This window comes from Catenulispora sp. GP43 (assembly GCF_041260665.1).
Lineage (GTDB): Bacteria > Actinomycetota > Actinomycetes > Streptomycetales > Catenulisporaceae > Catenulispora.
This window is the reverse complement of record NZ_JBGCCT010000012.1, coordinates 56384-80695: the sequence shown is the minus strand read 5'-3', so window position 1 is coordinate 80695 and position 24312 is coordinate 56384. Positions and strand designations below refer to the sequence as shown.

General features: G+C 73.8%; 3 protein-coding genes and 1 pseudogene. All 4 read left to right on the top strand.

Annotated features, from left to right (window positions below):
- Positions 1–182: 182 nt before the first annotated feature.
- The 4 genes and pseudogenes from ABH926_RS24400 (at position 183) to ABH926_RS24385 (ending at position 24312) form a co-directional block, all read left to right on the top strand.
- On the top strand, positions 183–8684 hold the full coding sequence (locus tag ABH926_RS24400; protein WP_370368059.1) for an SDR family NAD(P)-dependent oxidoreductase: 8502 nt from the start codon (positions 183–185) through the stop codon (positions 8682–8684).
- Between the two features lie 54 nt (positions 8685–8738).
- Positions 8739–14012 (top strand): annotated as a pseudogene (locus tag ABH926_RS24395) (type I polyketide synthase); the annotation flags it as partial.
- Positions 14013–14072: 60 nt separating this feature from the next.
- Positions 14073–19511 (top strand): type I polyketide synthase, encoded by a 5439-nt coding sequence (locus ABH926_RS24390; protein WP_370368233.1) that lies wholly within the window; start codon positions 14073–14075, stop codon positions 19509–19511.
- Positions 19512–19617: 106 nt separating this feature from the next.
- On the top strand, positions 19618–24312 hold the full coding sequence (locus ABH926_RS24385) for an SDR family NAD(P)-dependent oxidoreductase (protein WP_370368058.1): 4695 nt from the start codon (positions 19618–19620) through the stop codon (positions 24310–24312).

The window sequence follows — 24312 nt, the reverse complement described above, 5'->3', positions numbered from 1 at the left end:
GACGATGGCACAATGCGGCGGCCGTTAGTTGCCATCGCCGCCGGGCCCGGTATTCGTTGACTGCGAACCCGTCGCCAATTGATCCTCGTTCTCGGAACTCCCGGACCGGCGATTGTGCCGCGGCCATTCCCCGGCCTTTTCGGGAGGGCGAATCGCGATTCCTCCCCCAAGGTGGCGTGGGCATGGCAGATGTGGTTGTGGAACCGGTCGCCGTGATCGGCCTGGCGTGCCGGCTGCCCGGCGCGGACGGACCGGCCGCGCTGTGGCGGCTGCTGCGCGCCGGCGGCGACGCGGTGATCGAGGCGCCCGAGGAGCGCTGGCCGGGCGCGGTGCTGCCGGACTTCCGCTTCGGCGGCTTCGTCGAGGGCGTGGACCGCTTCGACGCCGCCTTCTTCGGGATCTCCCCGCACGAGGCCGCGGCCATGGACCCGCAGCAGCGGCTGGCCCTGGAGCTGGCCTGGGAGGCGCTGGAGCACGCCCGGCTGGTGCCCGGCGAGCTGGCCGGCGCCCCGGTCGGTGTGTTTTTCGGCGCGATCGCCTCCGACTACGCGGTCCTGGCCGGCCGCACCGACCCCGCCGCCCACAGCGCCCACACCTACACCGGCGCGCACCGCGCGATGATCGCCAACCGCGTCTCCTACGTGCTCCAGCTGCGCGGCCCGAGCCTGACGCTGGACGCCGGCCAGTCCTCCTCGCTGCTCGCCGTGCGCCAGGCGTGTCAGAGCCTCGCCGCGGGCGAGTCGACGGTGGCGCTGGCCGGCGGCGTGAACCTGAACCTGCTGGCCGAGACCACGGCCGTGATCGCCGGGTTCGGCGCGCTGTCGCCGACCGGCCGATGCCGGGTCTTCGACGCCGCCGCCGACGGCTACGTCCGCGGCGAGGGCGGGGCGGTCGTGGTCCTCAAGCCGCTGGCCGCCGCCCGCCGCGACGGCGATCCGGTGCTGGCCGTCATCCTCGGCGGCGCGGTCAACAACGACGGCGGCGGCGAGGGGCTTACTGTGCCGCGTGCCGAGGCCCAGCGCGACGTGGTGCAGGCGGCGTGCCGCGAGGCCGGGGTGCGGCCGGGCGACGTGCAGTACGTCGAACTGCACGGCACCGGCACCCGCGTCGGCGACCCGGTCGAGGCCGCCGCGCTCGGTGCTGCCCTGGGGGGTGCGCACCGCCCTGCGGACCGGCCGTTGCTGGTCGGCTCGGTGAAGACGAACATCGGGCACCTGGAGGGCGCGGCGGGGATCGCCGGGCTGGTCAAGGTGGTGCTCAGCCTGCACCACCGTGAGCTGCCGGCCAGCCTGCACTACCAGACTCCGAACCCTGACATCCCGCTGGAAGCGCTGCGCCTGGCGGTGGTGCGGGAGACGACGCCTTGGCCGGCGCCCGATGGGGTGGCGCTGGCGGGCGTCAGCTCGGTCGGCATGGGCGGCACGAACTGCCACCTGGTCCTCGGCGCCGCCCCGAACGAGGCGACACAGCCGATTGAGGACCCTGATGGCCTGCCGTGGGTGCTCTCCGCACGGTCGCCGGAAGCCTTGCGCGCTCAGGCCGCCACCCTCGCCTCGGCCGTAGCCTCGGCCGCCGCCGACGGGCCCGACCCGGCACTGGCTCTGCTGCGGACCCGCAGCCGGTTCGAGTACCGCGCGGTCATCGACGCCGCCGGCACCGCCGCACGCGAGGAGCGCGTCAAAGCTCTGACATCCGTTGCCGACGGCATGCCGGACGGCTCGGTCACCCTGGGCACCGCAGTCCAGGGCAAGCACGCGTTCGTCTTCCCCGGCCAGGGCTCACAGTGGCTCGGCATGGCCGTCGGTTTGCTAGACGCCGAGCCGGTGTTCGCCGCGCGGATCGCCGACTGCGAGGCGGCCCTGAGCCCCTTCGTCGACTACAGCCTCACTGACGTGTTGCGGGACGTTCCGGGCGCCCCCGGCTTCGACCGGGTGGACGTCGTCCAGCCCGCGCTGTGGGCCGTGATGGTGGCGCTGGCCGAGCTGTGGTGTTCGCGCGGCGTGCGGCCCGATGCGGTGATCGGCCACTCGCAGGGCGAGATCGCCGCGGCCACGGTCGTCGGCGCCCTGTCGCTGGCCGACGGCGCGCGCGTCGTCGCCCTGCGCAGCAAAGCGATAACCCGGTTTGCCGGCGCCGGCGGGATGCTGTCCGTCGCCGCGCCGCTGGACGTGGTGCGCGCGGGCCTGGGACCTGAGGCCACCGTCGCCGCGGTCAACGGGCCGCGCTCGGTGGTGGTGTCCGGGCCGGTCGGGGTGTTGGAGGCGTTGCAGGCCGAGTTCGAGGACGCCGGCCACCGCGCGAAGCTGGTCCCGGTCGACTACGCCTCGCACTCCGAGGCTGTCGAGGCGATCCGCGAGGAGCTGCTGGAGGTGCTGGCCCCGGTCAGCCCGCGCTCCTGCGCGACCGAGTTCGTGTCCTGCGTCACCGGCGAGCCGATCGACACCGCCGAGCTCGACGCCGAGTACTGGTACCGCAACCTGCGTCTGCCGGTGCGCTTCGCCGACGCCGCACGCCACGCGCTCGAAGCCGGCGCGGCGCTGTTCGTCGAGTGCAGTGCGCATCCGGTGCTGACCGGCGCGCTCGAGGAGACGGTCGAGGCCGCCGAGCGGACCGCCGCGGTGGTCGGGACGTTGCAGCGCAACGTCGGCGGCCCCGACCGGTTCCGGCAGGCGCTGGCCGAGGCCTACGTCGCCGGGGCTCCGGTGGACTGGGCCGGTGCGGTGGACGTGCGGCCGAACCAGCTGGCCGAGCTGCCGACCTACGCCTTCCAGCGTCAGCGGTACTGGATCGCGGAGGGCGCTGCCACGGCCCCGGTATCCGCCGCGCCGCGTTCGGTGGCGCCGGCTGCCGAGACTTCCGGCGCGACACCGAGCGGCTTCGGCGATCGTCGAGCCCTGCGAAATCTCGTCGTCGCGACGACGGCGGACGTCCTCGGCCACAGCGACGCCTCCGCCGTCCGGCCCGACTGGCGGTTCAAGGAACTCGGCGTGGACTCCGCGGCCTCGGTGCAGCTGCGCAACCGGCTGCGCGCCGCGACCGGGCTGGCGCTGCCGACCGGCGTGCTGTTCGACTACCCCAGTCCCGACCAGCTCGCGGACCGGATGTGGACGCTGTCGCAAGGTACTGACGAGCGCTCCGACGCCGGTGCCCGAGGCGCCGTCGAGGACGCCGATCCGGTGGTCGTCGTCGGCATGGGCTGCCGCTACCCCGGCGGCATCGCCTCGCCGGAGGACCTGTGGAACCTGGTGGCCGCCGGCGGCGAAGCGGTGTCCGACTTCCCGGCCGATCGCGGCTGGGACTTCGAGGCCTTGTTCGCCGAGGGCGAGGAGGCGTCAGGGACCAGCTCCACCCGCCGCGGCGGCTTCCTGCGCGACGCGGACAAGTTCGACACGGCGTTCTTCGGCATCAGCCCGCGCGAGGCCGCGGCCATGGACCCGCAGCAGCGCCTCATGCTCGAGGTCTGCTGGGAGGCGGCCGAGCGCGCCGGACTGGACGCCGACACGCTGCGCGGCAGCCGCACCGGCGTCTTCGTCGGCGCGATGGCCCCGGACTACGGGCCCCGGCTGCACCAGCCCAGCGCCGGCACGGACGGACACTTGCTGACCGGAAGCGCGCTGAGCGTGGTGTCCGGCCGGATCGCTTACAGCCTCGGGCTCATCGGACCCGCGCTGACCATCGACACCGCGTGCTCCTCCTCGCTGGTCGCGATGCACCTGGCCGCGCAGGCGCTGCGCCGGGGCGAGTGCGACATGGCCCTGGCCGGCGGCGTCACCGTGATGGCCACCGCCGGGATGTTCGTCGAGTTCAGCCGCCAGGGCGGGCTGGCCCGGGACGGCCGCTGCAAGGCCTTCTCCGCCGACGCCGACGGCACCGGCTGGGCCGAGGGCGCCGGCGTGCTGCTGCTGGAGCGGCTGTCGGACGCGCGGCGCGCCGGGCACCCGGTGCTCGCGGTGCTGCGCGGCTCGGCGGTGAACCAGGACGGCCGCAGCAACGGGCTCACCGCCCCGAGCGGCCCGGCGCAGGAGCGGGTGATCCGCGCCGCGCTCGCCGACGCCGGACTGGCCGCCGCGGACGTGGACGCCGTCGAGGCACACGGCACCGGAACCCGTCTCGGTGACCCGATCGAGGCCGAGGCGCTGCTCGCCGCGTACGGAGCGGACCGGGACGCCGGCCGGCCGCTGTGGCTGGGATCGGTGAAGACCAACATCGGCCACACCCAGGCCGCCGCCGGAGCCGCGGGCGTCATCAAGATGATCGAGGCGCTGCGGCACGGGGTGCTGCCGCGTACCCTGCACGCCGACCAGCCGACCGCGCATGTGGACTGGAGTCCGGGGACCATCAGGCTGCTGACGGAGCCGGTTGAGCTGCCTGCTCAGCACACGGCGCGCGCGGCGGTGTCCTCGTTCGGGATCAGCGGCACCAACGCGCATGTGATCATCGAGCGGGCGCCGGCTCTTGTCGAGGCCGACATGGCCGGCGCGTCGGCTCCCGAATCCGGGACGGCCACAGCGATTCCGCTCGTCTGGGTCTTCTCCGCGCGCACTGCCTCGGCGCTCCGTGCTCAGTGCACGCGGCTGCGCACCTTCGCCGTCGACGCCTCCGCCGCCGATCTCGCCGCAGCCGGTCCGACCCTGGCCCTGCGGACCGTGATGGAACACCGAGCCGTGGTCGTCGCGCAGGACCGCGAGGAACTGCTCGCCGCGCTGGCCGCCCTCGCCGAGGGCCGTCCGCATCCGGCAGCGGTCCAGGGCACGGCATCCGCCGACGTCCGGCCGGTGTTCGTCTTCCCCGGCCAGGGCTCGCAGTGGGCCGGGATGGCCCGCGAACTGTCGGCCTGGCACGCCGGCTTCCGAGCCGCCTTCGAGCGCTGCGATGCCGCCCTGGCCCCCTACACCGGATGGTCGGTCGCCGACGTCCTGGCGGGCCGGGACGGGGCGCCCGCGCTCGAAGGCTCCGACGTCATCCAGCCGGCGCTGTTCGCGGTCATGGTCTCGCTGGCCGCGCTCTGGCGGTCGGCCGGGGTCGAACCCGCCGCCGTCATCGGCCATTCTCAGGGCGAGATCACCGCCGCGTGCGTGGCCGGGGCGCTCGACCTGCCCGATGCCGCGCGGATCGTGGCGCTGCGCAGCAAAGCCCTGATGAAGCTGACCGGGACCGGCGCGCTGCTGGCCGTGCCGCTGCCCGCCGACCGGGTTCGGGAGCTGCTTCAGCCGTGGCAGGACCGGCTGTGGGTCGCGATCCTCAGCGGCCCCGCCAGCACCGTGGTCGGCGGGGATCCGGACGCCTGCGAGGAGTTCGCCGCCGCGCTCGGAGCCGATGTGCGGGCCCGGCGCGTGGCGATCGACTACGCCGCGCACACCCCGCACATCGAGGCGCTGCGCGAGGATCTGCTCGCCGCGCTGGCCGGTGTCGAGTCGCGCGCGACCGGCGTGGCGTTCTGCTCCTCGGCCGAGGGCCGGTTCGTGACCGCCGACGCGCTGACCGCCGAGTACTGGTACCTCGGCCTGCGCAACCCCGTCCAGTTCGAACAGGCCATCCGGCAGTTCGCCGACTGGGACGGCACGCCGCTGTTCGTCGAGTCCAGCCCGCACCCGGTGCTGATCGGCAACGTGCAGGACACGCTCCGCGCGGCCGGCATGGCCGGGGACGCGTTCGGGACTCTGCGCCGCGACGACGGCGGTCCGCGGCGGTTCCTGCTGGCGGCCGCACAGGCCTACGTCGCGGGCGCTCCGGTGGACTGGCGCGCGGTGCTGGGGACGGCGTCGCACCAGGTCGTGCTGCCGACGTATCCCTTTGAACGCCGGCGTTTCTGGGTCGGCGGCTCGCCGACCCGGCCGCCGGCCGGACACCCGCTCATCGACGCCACGGTGCGCCTGGCCGAGGGCGACGGACTGGTGCTGGCCGGACGGCTCTCGACGGCCGCGACGCCGTGGCTCGCCGACCACGCCGTGGACGGCGACGTCCTGCTTCCCGGCACGGCCTTCGTGGAGCTGGCGCTTCAGGCCGCCGACGTGGCGGGCAGCGGCGGGATCGACGAGCTGATGCTTCAGGCGCCGGTGGTGCTGAGCGACGGCGAAGCGGTGGACATTCAGCTGACGGTCGGCGACGCCGACGAACGCGGCCGCCGGACCCTCGGCGTCTATTCGCGGCGCGCCGGCGACGAGGACGAGTGGACGCGCAACGCCACGGCCACCCTGCTCGCCGATACGGATACCGCTGCCGAGCCGCCGGCGGCGTCCTGGGAGGGCCGGGCTGCCGATGCCGCCGAGACCGACCTCGAGGGCATCTACGACTGGCTCGTCGACCGCGGCTACGAATACGGACCCTCATTCCAGGGCCTGTCGCGCGTCGTCACGGCCGAGGGCACGCGCTTCATCGATGTCGCGCTCCCTGAAGCGGTCCGCGCCGATGCCGGACGGTTCATGGTGCATCCGGCGCTGCTCGACGCGGTCCTGCATCCGCTGGTCCGCGACAGCGTCGGCGACGACGACATGCTGCTGCTGCCGTTCGCGTTCGCCGGGGTGCGGGTGGCGGCGCGGGGCGCCGAGGCGCTGAGCGTCCGGGTCGCCGAGCTGGGCTCCGACCGGTACTCGCTGGTCGCCTTCGACGGCGCCGGACAGCCGGTCCTCGGCGTCGAGGAGCTGACGCTGCGCCGGATGCCGCGCCGCCAGACCGCGAGCGGCCCGGCCTCGTACGCCGTGGCGTGGAACGAGCTGACGGTGTCGGAGTCCGAGCTGGCCGGGCAGCGGGTCGCGGTTGTCGGCGCCGACGCCGCCGCCGACGAGCTGCGTGCCGTGCTGGCCGGGCTCGGCGCCGAGGCGACGCTCAGCTACGACCTGCCCTCGCTGCCGGACATGACGGCGGGTCAGGTCCCTGAGACGGTGTTCGTGTCCTATCGGCCGGACGTGGATCCCTTCGATCTCCCGTACTCGGTGCACGAGGGGCTGTACCAGGTCCTGGACCTGATCCAGGGCTGGGTCGCCGACGAGCGGTTCGCCGCCAGCCGGCTGGTCTTCACGACCTCGGGCGCCCTTGACGGGACCGACGACGGTCTGGCCGCCGCGCCACTGTGGGGTCTGGTGCGCTCGGCACAGACTGAGCATCCCGGGCGCTTCGCGATCGTGGATGTCGCCGATACCGATGAGCGGACCTGGAAGCTGGCCCTCGCAGCTCTGGCTACCGGTCGCACCCAGCTGAAGGTCCGTGATGGCGTGGTGAGCACCCCGCGCCTGGTCCGCACCGACCCATCCGAAGCAACGATCGATCTCACCACCGGGACCGTCCTCATCACCGGCGGCACCGGCGGCCTCGGCGCTCTCGTGGCTCGCCGCCTGGTCGAGTCGCATGGCGTGCGGCACCTGCTCCTCGCCTCACGGCGCGGTGCCGACGCCCCGGGCGCCGCCGAGCTGGAATCCGAGCTGACCGCCCTCGGTGCGTCGGTGACCATCGCAGCCTGCGATGTCTCCTCCCGCCACGCCGTCGCCGCGCTGCTGGATGCGATCCCCGCCGACCAGCCACTGGCCTGTGTCGTGCACACCGCCGGCGTCCTGGACGACGCCCCGGTCGCCGCACTGTCCACGGCCCACCTCGACGAGGCGCTGGCCGCCAAGGCAGGTGGCGCCTGGCACTTGCACGAGCTCACCGAAAAGACCGCGCCGAACGCGCTGTTCGTGCTCTTCTCCTCGGTCGCCGGAACCGTAGGCACCGCGGGGCAGGGCAACTACGCGGCGGCCAACGCCTTCCTGGACGCCCTTGCCGCCGCGCGCCGGCGCCAGCGCCGACCTGCGGTGTCCATCGTGTGGGGCCTGTGGGCCGACCACACCGGCATGACCGGTGCTCTCACCGACGCCGATCTGGCCCGCCTGGCCCGTACTGGCGTCGCGACGCTGCCCACGGATCAGGGGCTCGCGTTCTTCGACAGTGCCCTGAGCTCCGACGCGTCGCTGACCGTCGCGGCCCGCTGGGACCTGGCAGCGTTGCGGGCCCGCGTCGACGGCGGCGGCGCGATCCCCGAGGTCTTCGAGGGCCTGGTCCGCACCACCGCTCGCCGTGTTTCGGCTCCGACCGCCGCCGCTGCCAACCGGACCGCGGCTACCGCCTCGGCTCCGGCCGGTGCCGTCACCGGATCGCAGAACACGTTGACGTCGCGCCTCGCCGGCCTGTCCCAGGCTGACGGCGTCAAGCTGCTGGCCGGCCTGGTCCGGGCGCACGCCGCCGCGGTCCTCGGCCACGCCTCCGCCGACGCCGTGGACGCCGACCGCGCCTTCACCGAACTCGGCTTCGACTCGCTGACCGCCGTCGAGCTGCGCAACCGGGTCGACGCCGAGACCGGTCTGCGGATGCCGGCGTCCATGGCCTTCGACCATCCGACGGTCGCCGCACTGGCCGCGTTCCTGCACACCGAGCTCGCCCCGGCCCAGGCCGCGCCGGAGGACGCGCTGCGCGAGGCGCTGGAACAGATGCAGGCCGCGCTGCCGGGGACCGACGAGGCCACCCGCACCAAGCTCGTCGCCCTGCTGCGCAGCGGCCTGGACCGGCTGGGCCCGGCGACCGGCTCCGGCTCCGGCGAGCAGGCCGCCGCGCCGGCTCCGGCCGACGCGGTCCTGGATCCGGCCGCCGAGGCCACCGATGAGGAGATCTTCGCGTACATCGACCGGCAGTTCTCCGAACCGCCCAGGGTCTGACGGAAGGGCACGCGCATGGCGACGACCGAGGACAAGCTCCGCGACTACCTCAAGCGCGTCACCGTCGACCTCACCGAGGCCCGGCGGCGGCTGGAGGAGTCCGAGAACGCGCGCCGCGAACCGATCGCGATCATCGGCGCGGGCTGCCGCTTCCCCGGTGGGGTGAGCACCCTGGAGGGGCTGTGGGAGACGGTGCGTTCGGGCACTGACACGATCACCGGCTTCCCGACGGACCGCGGCTGGGACACCGACGGGCTCTACGACCCCGACCCCGAGGCGCAGGGCCGGACCTACACCCGGCACGGCGGGTTCCTGCACGACGCCGCGGACTTCGACGCCGAGTTCTTCGGCATGAACCCGCGCAGCGCGCTGGCCACCGACCCGCAGCACCGGCTGTTCCTGGAGACGGCCTGGGAGTCCTTCGAGCGGGCCGGGATCGTGCCGGGAGCGCTGCGCGGCAGCAAGACCGGCGTCTTCGCCGGGACCATGCACAACGACTACGCGATGCGCTACATCAACGCCGCCCCGGCTGAGCTCGAGGGGGCGTTCCTGCTGGCCAACGCACCGAGCGTGCTGGCCGGCCGGCTCTCCTACACCTTCGGGCTGGAGGGCCCCGCGCTGACGCTGGACACCGCCTGTTCCTCCTCGCTGGTCGCGGTCCACCTGGCGATGCGGGCGCTGCGCGACGGCGAGTGCTCGCTGGCGCTGGCCGGCGGCTCCACCGTGATGTCGACCACTGATTCGTTCATCGAGTTCTGCCGGCAGCGCGCCCTGTCCGCGGACGGCCGATGTCGGCCGTTCTCCGCCGACGCCGCCGGTGCCGCGTGGTCCGAGGGCGTCGGCGTGCTGCTGTTGGAACGGCTCTCGGACGCGCAGCGCAACAACCGCCGGATCCTTGCGGTGATCCGGGGCAGCGCGGTCAACCAGGACGGCCGCAGCAACGGGATGACCGCGCCGAACGGCCCCGCGCAGGAGCGCGTCATCCTGGCGGCGCTGGCGGACGCGGGCCTGGACACCGCCGACGTGGACGCCGTCGAGGCGCACGGCACGGGCACGCCGCTGGGCGATCCGATCGAGGCGAGCGCGCTGGCCGCGACGTACGGCCGGGGACGCAAGGCGGACGATCCGCTGTGGCTGGGAGCCTCGAAGTCCATCTTCGGACACACCCAGGCCGCCGCCGGTCTCGCCGGGATCCTGAAGATGGTCATGGCGATGCGGCACGGGGTGCTGCCGCCGACGCTGCACGCCGACGTGCTCAGCCCGCATGTGGACTGGGAGTCGGAGGCGCTCAGCCTGGTCACCGCCGAGCAGGAGTGGACGCGGCGGGGTGGCCCCCGCCGGTGCGCGGTCTCGGCGTTCGGGCTGAGCGGGACGAACGCGCATGTGGTGCTGGAGGAGGCACCGGATGCGGCGGACGCGCCGGAGCCTTCGGGCGGTGAGGGGCCGGTGCCGGGACACACGCGTCCGCTGGCATGGGTCATCAGTGCTCGAAGCTCCGGCGCCTTGCGGGCACAGGCCGAGCGGCTGCGTGCGTTCGAGGCGGAGCCTCATGACGCCGGCGACGTCGCGCGGGCTTTGGTCTCGACGCGCACACTTTTCCCGCACCGCACCGTGGTGCTCGGCGACGACCGCGACGCGCTGCTCGCGGCGCTCGACGACCACCTGGCGGGGCGGCCGAACCGGGACGTGGTCACCGGGCTCGCGCCGGACCATGCGCCGGCGGCGTTTCTGTTCACCGGCCAGGGCGGGCAGCGTGCGGGGATGGGGCGCGAGCTCTACGCGGCGTTCCCGGCTTTCGCTCGGGCCTTCGACGAGGTCTGCGATGCCTTGGATCCGCATCTCGACCGTCGGCTGAAGGATGTGGTCTTCGCCGCCCCGGACAGCCCCGAAGCCGCGCTGATCGATCAGACGCGGTACACGCAGCCGGCCTTGTTCGCGTACGAGTTCGCCGCCTTCCGGCTGCTGGAGTCCTTCGGTGTCACGCCGGATTTCGTGGCCGGGCACTCGATCGGGGAGTTCGCGGCCGCGTACGTGGCCGGAGTGTTCTCCTTGGCGGACGCGGCGCGGTTGGTCGTGGTGCGCGCGGCTCTGATGCAGGGCCTTGATGAGCCCGGCGCGATGGTCGCGGTCGAAGCTTCGTACGACGAGGTGGCGCCGACGCTGGACGGGCTGGAGGACGCGGTGGCCGTGGCCGCCGTCAACGGTCCGGTCTCGGTGGTGCTGTCCGGTGCGGAGAAGGCGTGCCTGCGGCTGGCCGAGCAGTGGTCGGCGGCGGGGCGGCGGACGCGGCGGCTGGCGGTCAGCCACGCGTTCCACTCGCCGCTGATGGCGCCGATGCTCGAGGCGTTCCGGCGGGAGCTGGCCCGGGTCGCGTTCGCCGCGCCCCGGTTGGCGCACGCGACGAATCTGGGCCCTGACGGGCCGGGGTGGGACGAACCCGAGTACTGGGTGCGGCAGGTGCGCGAGACCGTCCGGTTCGAGGGGACCGTGGACGGGTTGGTCGCGCAGGGCGCCGGCGTGCTGGTGGAGGTCGGGCCGGACGCGGTGCTGGCCGGGCTCGCGCAGGGGTGTCCCAGCGCGGCCGGGGTGCCGGTAGTGGCGGTGCAGCATCGGAAGCGTGCGGAGGTCGAGGCGCTGGTCGGTGCGTTGGCGCAGGGGTGCGTGGCAGGCCTCGGGGTCGAATGGACCGCTCTGCTCGGATCCGTTGCCGGAGTTCCGGCGTTCGACCTGCCGCTCTATGCCTTCGACCGCACCCGGTACTGGCTGCCGCCGCGTCCGCGCGAGGCGGAGGTGGAGTCGGTCGGCCAGCGGGCCCTGACGCATCCGCTGCTCGGCGCGGCGGTCGAGGTCGGGGATGACGGCGCGCTGGTGTTGACCGGGCGTCTGGCCGTGGCGGACCTGCCGTGGCTGGCCGACCACCGGGTGGCCGGGAGCGAGCTGGTGCCGGGTACGGCGGTGCTGGACGCGGTGTTGGTGGCTGCCGAGCGTGCGGGGTGTGAGGGCGTCGAGGAGTTGGTGTTCGAGGCGCCGATCATGCTGCCGGCGTCCGGGGTCTTGTTCGTGCAGGTCGCGGTGGACGCCGAACGCGTTGTCCGGGTGTACACACGCGATGCCGACGACGAGGTGTGGACGCGGCGGGCCAGCGGACGGCTGGGCTCCGGTGCCTCCAGCTCCACAGGGTCCTGCGAATGGGCCGTTTCCTGGCCGCCGGCCGGGGCGTCGGAGATCGACGTCGAGAGCGGCTACGACCGGTTGGCCGACCTCGGGTACGAGTACGGACCGGCGTTCCGGGGTGCAGCACGGGTGTGGCGCGCGGACAACGAGCTGTTCGCCGAGATCGCGGCGCCCGAGGGCCTGGACCTGAGTGGCTTCGGGCTGCATCCGGCGCTGCTGGACGCGGCGTTCCACGCGATGCTGCTGACCGCCGATGAGGCCGAGCCGCGTGTGCCGTTCCTGTTCCGGGGCGCGCGTCTGGCGGCTTCGGGTGCGGGCGCGTCGGGGCTGCGGGTGCGGCTCGCGGTGAGCGGCGACGAGGTCCAGGTCGCGGTGGCGGATCCGGCGGGCAATCCGGTGTTCGGGATCGACGCCGTGGTGGTCCGCGCGGTGCCGGCCGGCGCGATGGCTGTTGGTACGACGGCGTACGGCGTGGAGTGGATTGACGCCACGCCGAGTGCTCGCGGCGACTTCGACGCTACTTGTGTGGCAGTAGAGCTGCCGATGTCCATCGCCGAGCCTCTGACCGCTGTCCGCGAGGCCACCTCTTCGGCGCTCGCGGCGATCCACCAGGCTGCGGAGTCCGGTGGCCGCGTGGTGTTCCTGACGCATGGGGCCTTCGACGGCTCGTTGGCCGGTGGCGCGGTGTGGGGCTTGGTCCGTGCGGCGCAGGCGGAGAATCCGGGCCGGTTCGTCGTGGCCGACGTGCCGGAGGGCTTCGCGGATTGGGGTCTGCTCGCCGCGTGCGAGGAGCCGCAGCTGCGCGTCGCCGACGGCCGAGTCTCGGTCCCGCGCCTGGTCCGGCAGACGCGATCCGCAGCCACGGTGGCGCTGGCCGGCCCGGTCCTGATCACCGGCGGCACCGGCGGCCTCGGCGCCCTGGTCGCCCGCCGCCTGGTCGAGCGGCACGGCGTCAGCGAACTGATCCTGGTCTCGCGCCGCGGCGCCGACGCACCGAGCGCCGCCGAGCTGCGCGAGCTCGGCGCCAAGGTGACCATCGCCGCGTGCGACGTCGCCGACCGCGAAGCCGTCGCCGCACTGCTGGCCGACCACCCGCACCCGGCAGCGATCATCCACACGGCAGGCACCCTCGACGACGCCACCCTCGCCGCCATGACCCCCGCCCGCATCGACACGGTGCTCCGCCCGAAACTCGACGCAGCCTGGCACCTGCACGAGCTCGCGCCGCACACACCACTGGTGCTGTTCTCCTCGCTGGCGGGCGTGCTCGGCAACGCCGGCCAGGCCAACTACGCCGCCGCCAACGCAGCCCTCGACGCACTCGCAACCCACCGGCGCGCCCAAGGACTCCTGGCGATATCGGTCGCCTGGGGTCTGTGGGACAACACCACCGGCATGACCGGCACGCTCGATGTGGAGCGGCTCGGCCGCGCGGGCCTGGCCCCGCTCAGCACCACAGATGGTCTGGCGCTCCTCGACGCCGCACTCGCTGAGGTCACCTCTGACTCCGGTGCATTCAAGACATCTGATCTCGTGGCCGCCGCCTTCCACCTCCCCGGCCTCCGCGCCCGTGCCGAATCCGGCACCCTGCCCCCGATCCTGCAGTCCCTGGTTCCGGCCCGCCGCAAAGCCGCTGCCGCCACCGCGACCGCCTCGCCCACCGACCTCCGCACCCGCCTCGCCGCGCTTCCCGAGGCGCAGGCCGCGCAGGCGCTCGTCGACCTCGTCCGCTCGCACGTCGCCGCCGTCCTGGGCTACGCCGGACCGGCGTCCGTCGATCCCGATCGGGCCTTCGTCGAGCTCGGCTTCGACTCGCTGACCGCCGTCGAGCTGCGCAACCGGCTCGAGGCCGAGACCGGCCTGAGCCTGCCGCCGGCTTTGGCCTTCGACCATCCGACCGTCGCCGCCGTCGGTGCGCACCTGCTCACCGAGCTCGCGCCGGCCGCGCCCGATCCGCACCACGCACTGCGTACCGCACTCGCCGGTGTCGAGGCGCTTCTGCTCGCGCAGCCCGAGCCCGATCCGGCGCTCACCGAGCTGGTCAGCGCCACGCTGACGCGCCTCATCGCCGGCCCGGGCACCGACAGCGTCGAACAGCGCATCAACGACGCCAGCGATGAAGAGATCTTCGCCTTCATCGACAACGAACTCTAAGCATCCGCAGCCTTCGAAAGGTCCGGTCACATGGCCACAGAGGAAGAGCTCCGCAACTACCTGAAGCGGGTCACGCGCGACCTCACCGACACCCGTCGGCGGCTCGCGGAGACCGAGCAGCAGCGAGTCGACGCCGAGCGCGCGCGGCACGAGCCGATCGCGATCATCGGCATGGGCTGCCGCTACCCCGGCGGAGTCGCCGGGCCCGAGGACCTGTGGGACGTCGTCTCCACCGGCCGGCACGCGATCGGCGAGTTCCCGGCCGACCGGGGCTGGGACGTCGAAGGGCTCTACGATCCCGACCGCGACGCCTTCGGCAAGTCCTACACCCGCAATGGCGGCTTCCTCTACGACGCCGCCGACTTCGACGCCGGCCTGTTCGGCATGAGCCCCGGCGCCGCGCTGACCAGTGACCCGCAGCAGCGGCTGATGCTGGAGACGGTCTGGGAGGCCTGCGAGCGCGCCGGGATCGACCCGATGGCGCTGCGGGGTTCGCGGACCGGCGTGTTCGCCGGGGTCATGTTCGACTTCTACTGCACCCGCTTCCTCGGCGCGGTGCCGCAGGAAGTCGAGGCGTCGCTGTTCACCTCCGCGCTGCCCAGCGTGCTGGCCGGCCGCATCTCCTACACCCTCGGCCTGCACGGCCCCGCCGTCAGTCTGGACACCGCCTGCTCCTCCTCGCTGGTCGCCGTCCACTTGGCCGCGCAGGCGCTGCGCAATCGCGAGTGCACGATGGCGCTGGCCGGCGGCGCCACCGTGATGGCCACGCCGGACTCCTTCGTCGAGTTCAGCCGCCAGGGCGCGCTGGCCCCCGACGGCCGCTGCAAGCCGTTCGCCGAGGGCGCCACCGGTGCGGCGTGGGCCGAGGGCGTCGGTGTCCTGATCCTGGAGCGGCTGTCCGACGCCGAGCGCAACGGCCACGCCATCCTGGCCGTCATCCGCGGCTCGGCGGTCAACCAGGACGGCCGCAGCAACGGCCTCACCGCCCCGAGCGGCCCGGCCCAGGAGCGCCTGATCTGGGAGGCGCTGGCCGATGCCCGCCTGGACGCCCGCGACGTCGACGTCGTCGAGGCGCACGGCACCGGCACTCCGCTCGGCGACCCGATCGAGGCCCGCGCCCTGCTGGCCACCTACGGCCAGAACCGCGGCGACGGCGAACCGCTGCTGCTCGGCTCGGCCAAGGCCAACTTCGGCCACACCCAGGCCGCCGCCGGGGTCGCCGGCATCATCAAGATGGTCATGGCGATGCGGCACGGCGAACTGCCGCCGTCGCTGTTCGCCGAGAACCCCTCCTCGCAGATCGACTGGGACAGCGGCGCGGTGCGGCTGCTGGACGCGGCCCGGCCCTGGCCGGCCGTGGACCGGCCGGTGCGCGCGGCGGTGTCCGGCTTCGGCATCAGCGGCACCAACGCGCACGTCATCATCGAGCAGGCCCCGCAGCCCAGCGACGCCGAACCGGCGGAGGCGAACGCCGACCCTGAGACCGGGACGGCGACCGTCGAGAAGCAGGACCCGTATGTCTGGGTCCTGTCGGCCCGCACCGAGAAGTCGTTGCGCGCCCAAGCCGGACGCCTGGAAGTCTTCTCCCGCGCCGCCGACGCCACCGACCTGGCCGCCGCCGGCCCGGCCCTGGCCCGCCGCACCACCCTGGAACACCGCGCCGTCGTGGTCGCCGCCGACCGCGAAGAGCTGACCGCCGCGCTCGCGGCGCTCGCCGACGGCGCCCCGCACCCGGCGCTGGCCGTCGGGCTGGCCGCCGCCGACGTCCGCCCGGTGTTCACCTTCCCCGGCCAGGGCTCGCAGTGGGCCGGCATGGCCGTGGAACTGATGGCCGCGAACCCGGTCTTCGAGGACTGGATGACGCGCTGCGACACCGCGCTGGCCCCGCACACCGGCTGGTCGGTGGTGGACGTGCTGCGCGGCGCCGAAGGCGCCCAGACACTGGACGGCACCGAAGTCATCCAGCCCGCGCTGTTCGCCGTGATGGTGTCGCTGGCCGGGCTGTGGCGGTCGATCGGCGTGGAGCCGGCCGCGGTGATCGGGCATTCGCAGGGCGAGATCGCGGCCGCCGCGGTCTGCGGCGCGCTGTCGCTGGAGGACGCGGCGCGCGTCGTGGCGCTGCGCAGCCGTTCGCTGCTGCGGCTCAGCGGGACCGGCGGGATGCTCGCCGTCGCGCTGCCGCCGGAGGAGATCGTCAAGCGTCTGGAGGCGTTCGACGGCCGCCTGTGGCTGGCCGTGTACGCCGGTCCGGCCAGCGGCGTGGTCGCCGGCGACCCGGACGCGCTGGACGAGTTCGTCGAGGCCTGCGGCGAGAGCATCCGCACCCGCCGGGTCGGCGTGGACTACGCCTCGCACACCCCGCACGTCGAGGCTCTGCACGACGAACTTCTGACAGTGCTCGCCGGAACCGCGCCGGTGTCCACGGACATCGCGATGTGCTCCTCGCTGTTCGCGGAGTTCATCGACACCGCGCGCCTGGACGCCGCGTACTGGTACGAGAACCTGAGCAACCCGGTCCGCTTCCGCGACGCCGTCGCGGCCTTCAAGGACTTCGGGACGCCGCTGTTCGTCGAGGCCAGCCCGCATCCGGTGCTGGTCGGCGACATCGCCGACATCCTGGAGGACGCCGGCGCGGCCGGCGCGGCGACCGGTTCGCTGCGCCGCGACGAAGGCGGCTGGCAGCGCTTCCTGCTCGCCGCCGCCGGGGCCTACGTGCTTGGCGCGCCGGTGGCGTGGACCGATCTGCTGGGGCCGGTGCGGCGCCGGGTCGATCTGCCGACCTACGCCTTCGACCGCCAGCGTTACTGGATCGAGAGCACGGAGCGGGCCGCGTCCGGCGCCGGCATGAGCGCCTCCGCGCATCCGTTGTTCACGTCGGTGGTCTCCCTGGCCGACGGCGGCCTGCTCTTGACCGGACGGCTCTCGCGCACCGCGGCTCCGTGGCTGAACGACCACGTGGTCGAGGGCGCGGCGTTGTTCCCGGGCGCCGGTTTCGTCGAGCTCGCCCTGGAAGCGGCTGCCGCGGCGGGCTGCGGGCATCTGGAGGAGCTGACCCTGGAGAACCCGCTGATCCTGCCCGATTCGGGGGGTGTGGATCTGCAGGTGGTGGTCGGCACCGCAGACGCCGATGGGCATCGCAGTGTCGGTATATACGCGCTGTCCGGTTCGGAGTGGGAGCGGTGCGCCGTCGGCTCGGTCGGGAGCGGCATCGCGGCGGTCGGCGGCTGGACGTGGGCCGCGCAGTGGCCGCCGTCCGCGTCCGGTTCGGGCATGGATGTCGCGCAGCGCTACACCGATCTCGTCTCGGCGGGCTACGAATACGGGCCCGCGTTCGCCGGTGTGACCGCGGTGTGGCGGCAGGGCGACGAGATCTTCGCCGAGCTTGCCGCACCGGAGGAGCTGGACGTCTCCGGCTTCGGCATCCACCCGGCGGTGCTGGACTCCGCCTTGCAGCCGGTGCCGCTGACTGGCGGATTCAGTGAGCTGATGCTCCCGTTCATCTTCCGTGACGTGCGTCTGTACGCCGCCGGGGCGTCCGCGCTGCGGGTACGGCTCACGGTCGCCGGCGACGACATCGAGATCGCGGCGGCCGACCCCGAGGGCCGGCCGGTGTTCGCCGTGAAGTCGCTGCGGGTGCGCAAGATCGCGGCCGAGGCGCTGCGGACCCGGTCTGAGAACCGGGTGGCGCTGTCGGGGGTGGACTGGACGCCGCTGGCGGTCAGCGCCGACGACAGCCTCGGCTGGCGCGTGGTGGACGACCTGGCCGAGCTGGACGGCGCGACCGAGGCACCGGACTTCGTGGCCGTGCGCATCGCCGGGGGCGGCCGGACGCTTCCCGATGCCGCCCGGGCCCACACCCTGCACGCCCTCGACATCCTGCGCGATTGGCTGACGCGCAGCGAGAACGAGCTGTTCGCCGACACCCGGCTGGTCGTCGTCACTTCCGAGGCGGTCGGACCGCAGGCCGCTGACATCGCTGGCAGTGCGGTGTGGGGCCTGGTCCGCGCCGCGCAGTCCGAGCACCCGGGCCGATTCGTCCTGGCCGACGTCCCGCAGGGCTTCTCCGGCTGGGGTCTGCTCGCCGCCGCGATCGCCGCCGACGAGCCGCAGATCGCGGTGCGCGACGGCGAGCTGCTGGTGCCGCGCGTGGCGCCCCGGACTTCCGAGACCGCTGTCGAGCATGCCTTCGGCTCTGGCAGTGTCCTGATCACTGGCGGCACCGGCGGTCTCGGCGCCCTGGTCGCCGAGCACCTGGTGTCCAGGCACGGGGTCCGCCGCCTGATCCTCACCTCGCGGCGCGGCCTGGAGGCCCCCGGCGCGGCGGAACTGGTTGAGCGGCTGGCGGCGGCCGGCGCCGAGGCCGAGATCGTGGCCTGCGATGCCGCCGACCGCGAGGCGCTGGCCGCCGTCCTGGCCGCGATCCCGGCCGAGGCGCCGCTGACCGGCGTCGTGCACGCCGCGGGCGTCCTGGACGACGCGCGGCTGGAAGCCCTGAAGGCCGAAGGCGTGGACCGTGTCTTCCGTCCGAAGGTGGACGCGGCGTGGAACCTGCACGAGCTCACCGCCGACTTGCCGGTCCAGGCGTTCGTCCTGTTCTCCTCCTTGGCCGGTGTGCTCGGCAATGCGGGGCAGGCGAACTACGCGGCGGCCAACGTGGTCCTGGACGCCCTGGCCGCGCAGCGCCGCGCCGTCGCGCTCCCGGCCGTGTCGGTGGCCTGGGGCCTGTGGGGCACGGCGACCGGGATGACCGGCGAGCTGACCGAGGCCGAACTGGCCCGGCTGGCCCGCTCCGGGGTGGCGCCGCTGACCGGCGATCAGGGTCTTGAGTTGTTTGACGCGGCGCTGTCGGCGGCCGATCCGCTGGCCGTGGCCGCGGTGTGGAACGCCGCCGGGCTCCGCGCGAGCCAGGCCGACGGCGTCCTGCCCGCTGTGCTTCGGGCTCTGGTGCCCGCGAGTCGTCGGGCCGCGGCGGCGGGTCCCTCGGCGGCGGCCGGCGGGCTCACCGCGCGGCTGGCCGGGATGGGCGCGGAGGAGGGGCGGCAGTTCCTGGCCGATCTGGCCCGCTCGCACGTGGCCGCGGTGCTGGCCGCGCCCGGACCGCAGGCCGTGGACCCGGACCGGCCGTTCAGCGAACTCGGCTTCGACTCGATGACCGCGGTCGAGCTGCGCAACCGCCTCGGCGGCGCCACCGGGCTGCGGCTGCCGGCGACGCTGGCGTTCGACCACCCGACGGTCAACGCCCTGGCCGACTTCCTGCACGGCAAGCTCGCCCCGGCCGCGCCGTCGCCCGACGACACCCTGCGCGCGGCCCTGGACGAGGTGCAGCGCTCGCTGGTCGGTCACGACGACGCGATGCGCGCCAAGGTGACCGCCATCCTGCACAGCGCGCTGAACCGGCTCGGATCCGGCGCCGAGGGCGGCGAGGCCGCCCCGGACAAGATCGCGATGGACGCGGCCTCGGACGACGAGCTCTTCGCCTTCATCGACAGCCAGCTGTGATGGCCGCCGCCGACCGGAATCCCCTGCCCGCCCCGAATCCCCTGCGCGCCCGGAATCCCCTGCCCGCCCCGACTTCCTTGCCCGCGATCGGAAAGGCCCCAGCACCGTGACCGAGGACAGACTGCGCGCCTATCTCAAGCGCGTCACCGTCGACCTCGCCGAGGCGCGCCGCCGCCTGGCCGAGGCGGACGGCGATCGGCACGAGCCGATCGCCGTGATCGGGATGGCCTGCCGGTATCCCGGCGGCGTGCGGACGCCCGACGATTTCTGGTCCCTGCTCAGCCAGGGCCGGGACACCGTTTCGGACGTGCCGGAGGCGCGCTGGGACATCGAGGAGTACTACGACCCCGACCGCAGCACGGTCGGCGGCGTCTACACCAAGCAGGGCGCCTTCCTGGACGACATCGCGGGCTTCGACGCCGGCTTCTTCGGGCTGTCTCCGCAGGAGGCGTTCCGGATGGACCCGCAGCAGCGCCTGCTGATGGAGCTGATGTGGGAAGGGCTGGAGGACGCCGGGACCACCCCGGCGGCCCTGGCCGGGAGCCGGACCGGGGTGATGGTCGGGCTGATGGACACCGTGCAGTACGGCCGGCTGGAGATGGAGCGGACCGGGCCCGCGGTCGCCGCCGATCCGCTGTTCGGGCAAGGGGTTTCGACCTCCGTCGCGGCCGGGCGGCTGGCCTACCAGTACGACCTGCGCGGCCCGACGCTGACCATCGACACGGCGTGCTCCTCCTCGCTGGTCGGCGTACACCTGGCCAGCGAGGCGCTGCGCCGCGGCGAGTGCGACACGGCGGTCGCCGCCGGCGCGTACCTGGTGATCCGACCCGACACCTTCGTGCAGGGCTGCGCCACCTCGATGCTCGCGGTGGACGGACGCTGCAAGACGTTCGACGCCTCCGCCGACGGCTACGTGCTCGGCGAAGGCGGCGGCCTGGTCGTCCTGGAACGGCTGTCCACGGCGCTGGCCAACGGCCGCCGGATCCGCGCCGTCCTGCGCGGTTCGGCGGTCAACCAGGACGGGCGTAGCAATGGTCTGACAGCGCCGAACCGGGGCGCGCAGGTCGACGTGATCCGGCGCGCGCAGGCGGCGGCCGGCGTCGCCCCGGCCGAGGTGGCCTACGTGGAGGCACACGGCTCCGGCACGAAGCTCGGCGACGCGATCGAGCTGTCGGCGCTGCACGACGTGTTCGCGGCCTCGCGCGACGCCGAGCAGCCGCTGCTGGTCGGCGCGGTGAAGACGAACATCGGCCACACGCAGTCGGCGGCGGGTGTCGCCGGACTGATCAAGACGGTGCTGGTGCTGGAGAACGGCACCGCACCCGCGAACCGCAACATGGACGATCCCTCGGACGCCATCCCGGGGGACGGAACGGTGCGGCCGCTGGCCGCGGCCGTGGCACTGCCCGAGGGGCGGGTGGTGGCCGGGGTGAGTTCGTTCGGCTGGTCCGGGACGAACGCCCACGTGGTGGTGGAGACGGCGCCGGCGGCGGGGGAGGCGGACGGTCAGGGGGCTGACGGTCGACCTGCGGACCCGCTGCCGGCGCGCGCAACCAGTCAGGGTGTGGTGACCCTGCCGATGTCGGCGGCGAGTGCGGCTGCCTTGGCCGAGCGTGCTGGTGGTCTGGCGGCGTTTCTCGCTGAACGGCCGGACCTGGAGCTGGCCGATGTGGCGCACACTTTGCAGCACGGCCGGGCCGGGCTCGATCACCGGAGCGGGATCGTCGCGCTGGATCGCGAGGACGCGATCCGGCAGCTGTCGGCTCTCACTGTCGGCGTCGAATCCAAGCGTCGGCCCAAGGTCGCTTTCCTGCTGCCCGGTACCGGAGATCAGTACGCGGGACTCGGTCGCGACCTCTATGAATCAGAGCCCGTCTACGCCGCTGCGATTGATGAGTGCCTTGCCATCGCCGAGGAGCGCTGCGGGGTCGATCTTCGCCCGCTGATGTTCTCCGAGGCTTCCTCGGCCGCCGCGTCCAACGACCTGGCTGCGCTGCTCGGCCGTGCCACCGATGCCGATGCCGATGCCGAGGCCCCCGACCCGCTCGCACACGCCGAGCTCTCGCACCCCTACCTGTTCGCCGTCGAATACGCGCTAGCGAAGCTGCTCCAGGACTGGGGCGTGCGGCCGGACGTGCTGGTCGGATACAGCCTCGGCGAGTACGTCGCGGCGTGCCTGGCCGGGGTGCTGACCCTCGAGGACACGCTGCATGTGGTGGTCGAGCGTGCGCGCCTGATCGCGACGGCGCGGGCCGGCCGGATGCTGGCGGTGGCCGCCGACGAGACGCGCGTGCGGACCGCTCTGGCCGACAGCGGGGCGCGGGTCGACGTGGCCGCGCTGACCGGGCCGACGATGACCGTGGTCAGCGGGACCGAGGACCAGGTCGAGGTGCTCGCCGAGGCGTTGCGCGGGGCGGGGGTGGCGTGCCGTCCGCTGCGGAGTGAGCACGCGTTCCACTCCTCGCTGCTGGCCCCGGTGCGCGACAAGCTGGCCGCATTGCTGGATTCGGTGCCGCGCGCCGTCCCGGTGACCACGATCGTGTCGAACACCACCGGGACCGCGCTGACCGCCGAGCAGGCGGCGTCGGGCGACTACTGGGGCGACCACCTGGTCAGCCCGATCCGGTTCGCCGACAGTGTGCGGTACTGCGTGGAGCAGGGTGTCGACGTCTTTGTCGAACTCGGCGCCGGTAACACGCTTGGCGGCCTGGTGCGCCAGAACCTCACCGGGGCCGGCGGCGCGGCGGTGGTCGGGACACTGCCCGCCGCGTGGACCGGCGCCGCCGGTGCGCCGGAGGTGCGGCTCCACATGGCCGGGACGCGGGCCCGGCTGTGGGAGCAGGGCCTGCCGGTGGTGTGGCCCGCGGGCGGACGCACGGTCAGCCTGCCGCCGTATCCGTTCCAGCGCACGGCTTTCTGGCCGGAACAGAACCCTGATGCGCCCGCCGACCGGCCGCGGCGGTCGCGGCCGGCGGAGCTGGCGTACGTGCCGGCCTGGCGGCGTGACGTCAGCGGCGCGGCGCCGAACGGACTTCCGCTGGACGGCCCGCTGGTGGTCTTCGCTGGCGACGAAGGCCTCGCGGACTTCGCCGAGGCGGCGGGAGTGCCGGTGGTCGAGGTGGTCCCGGGCGCGGAGCTGAAGCGCGAGGGGCGGCGGCTGACGATCGACATCGCGAAGCCCGAGCACTACCGAGAAATCTTCGCCGGGCTGCCGGGCGATGGACCTGTGCACGTGGTCCACGCCTGGAGCACCCGGGCGGCGGCCACCGACGATGCCGGACTGCGGCGCTCGATCGAGCTCGGCTTCGACAGCCTGCTGCTGACGGTTCAGGCGCTGCCGGGGACGCGACCGGTCCGCCTGCTGACGGTCAGCCGGGGCGCGCTGGACGTGCACGGCGGCGATGCGGTCGCGCCACACCAGGCGGCGGTGCACGGGCTCGGACGGGTGGTTCACCACGAAATCAAGGCCCTGACCTGGCGCGGCGTCGACCTCGATGAGACCACCGGCACGGCGGATCTGGTCGCCGAACTCTTGACGCAGGATGCCGAACCGGGTCTGGCCGCCCGACGTCGAGGCCGCCGCTGGATTCAGGATTGGGCCGAGCTGCCAGTCTCCAATGAGTCGGTTGAGCCCAGGGCTGCTTGGCGCCCCGAAGGCACCTATCTCATCACCGGCGGCACCCGAGGCCTCGGCCTCACCCTCGCCCACCACCTCGTGGCCGCCGGCGTCCGCAAACTCGCCCTCGTCGGCCGCACCCGCCCCGACCCCGCCACCCCCGGCATCGCAGCCCTCGAAGCCGCCGGTGCCGAGGTCCTCCTCCTCGCTGCCGACGCCGGCGTCCCCGACGCTCTGCGCGCCGCTCTGTCCGAGACCCGCCGCCACTTCGGTGCCCTCACCGGCGTCATCCACGCCGCCGGCCTTCCCGCCGGCGGTATGGCGCAGCGCCGCGCCGTCGCCGACGCCGAGACCGTCCTGGCCCCCAAGATCCTCGCGATGGGCCCGTTGGCCGAGCTCGTCGGTCCGGCCACGCCGGAGGGAGAGCGTCCCGAACTGCTCGTCCTCTACTCCTCGGCGGTCACCGTCTTCGGCGGTATCGGCGAGGGCGACTACTGCGCCGCCAATACCGTCCTCGACGCCTACGCCGCCGCGCTGGCGGCCGACGCCCCCACCACCAAAGTCGTCTCCGTCGCCTGGGGCCCCTGGCTCCACGACGCCTGGCAGTCCGCCGCCCCCGCCAGCGGCCTCGCCGAGCGCGCCGCCGCCTACCGCCGCCACTACGGCTTCAGCGACGATGCCGGCTGCGCGCTGCTGGACCGCATCCTGCTCAGCGCTGCCGGGACCGGCAGCGTCGTCGCCGTCCGGCAGCGGCTGGAGGACTCGCGCCGGGAGTGGGCCGCGATGGTCGACCTGGACTCGCTGGTGGACGCCAGCTCCGTCGCGCCCGCGACCGAGCGCTTTCCGCGTCCGCAGCTGCGGACCGAGTACGTCGCGCCGCGTACCGCGCGCGAGGGCGCCGTGGCCGAGATCTGGCAGGCGTACCTGGGCATCGAGCGCGTGGGAGTGCACGACCCGTTCTTCGACCTCGGGGGGAACTCGCTGGTCGGGATGGCCATGGTGCTGGCCGTCGAGAAGGAGCTGGGCCTGGCGATCGCGCCGGCCCTGCTGTTCGAGCATCCGACCGTCGCGGCCTTCTCCGCCGCGCTGGACCCCGTCGGCGGCAAGGCCGCCGCGCGGGACCTGATCGCCACATCCTCGGCCCGGGGGCATCGCCGCCGCCGGGCCCGTACGGGAACCGACTAA

Excerpts from the sequence above, each read along its gene's own strand:
- ABH926_RS24400 (WP_370368059.1), top strand. The coding sequence starts at position 183 with ATGGCAGATGTGGTTGTGGAACCGGTCGCCGTGATCGGCCTGGCGTGC.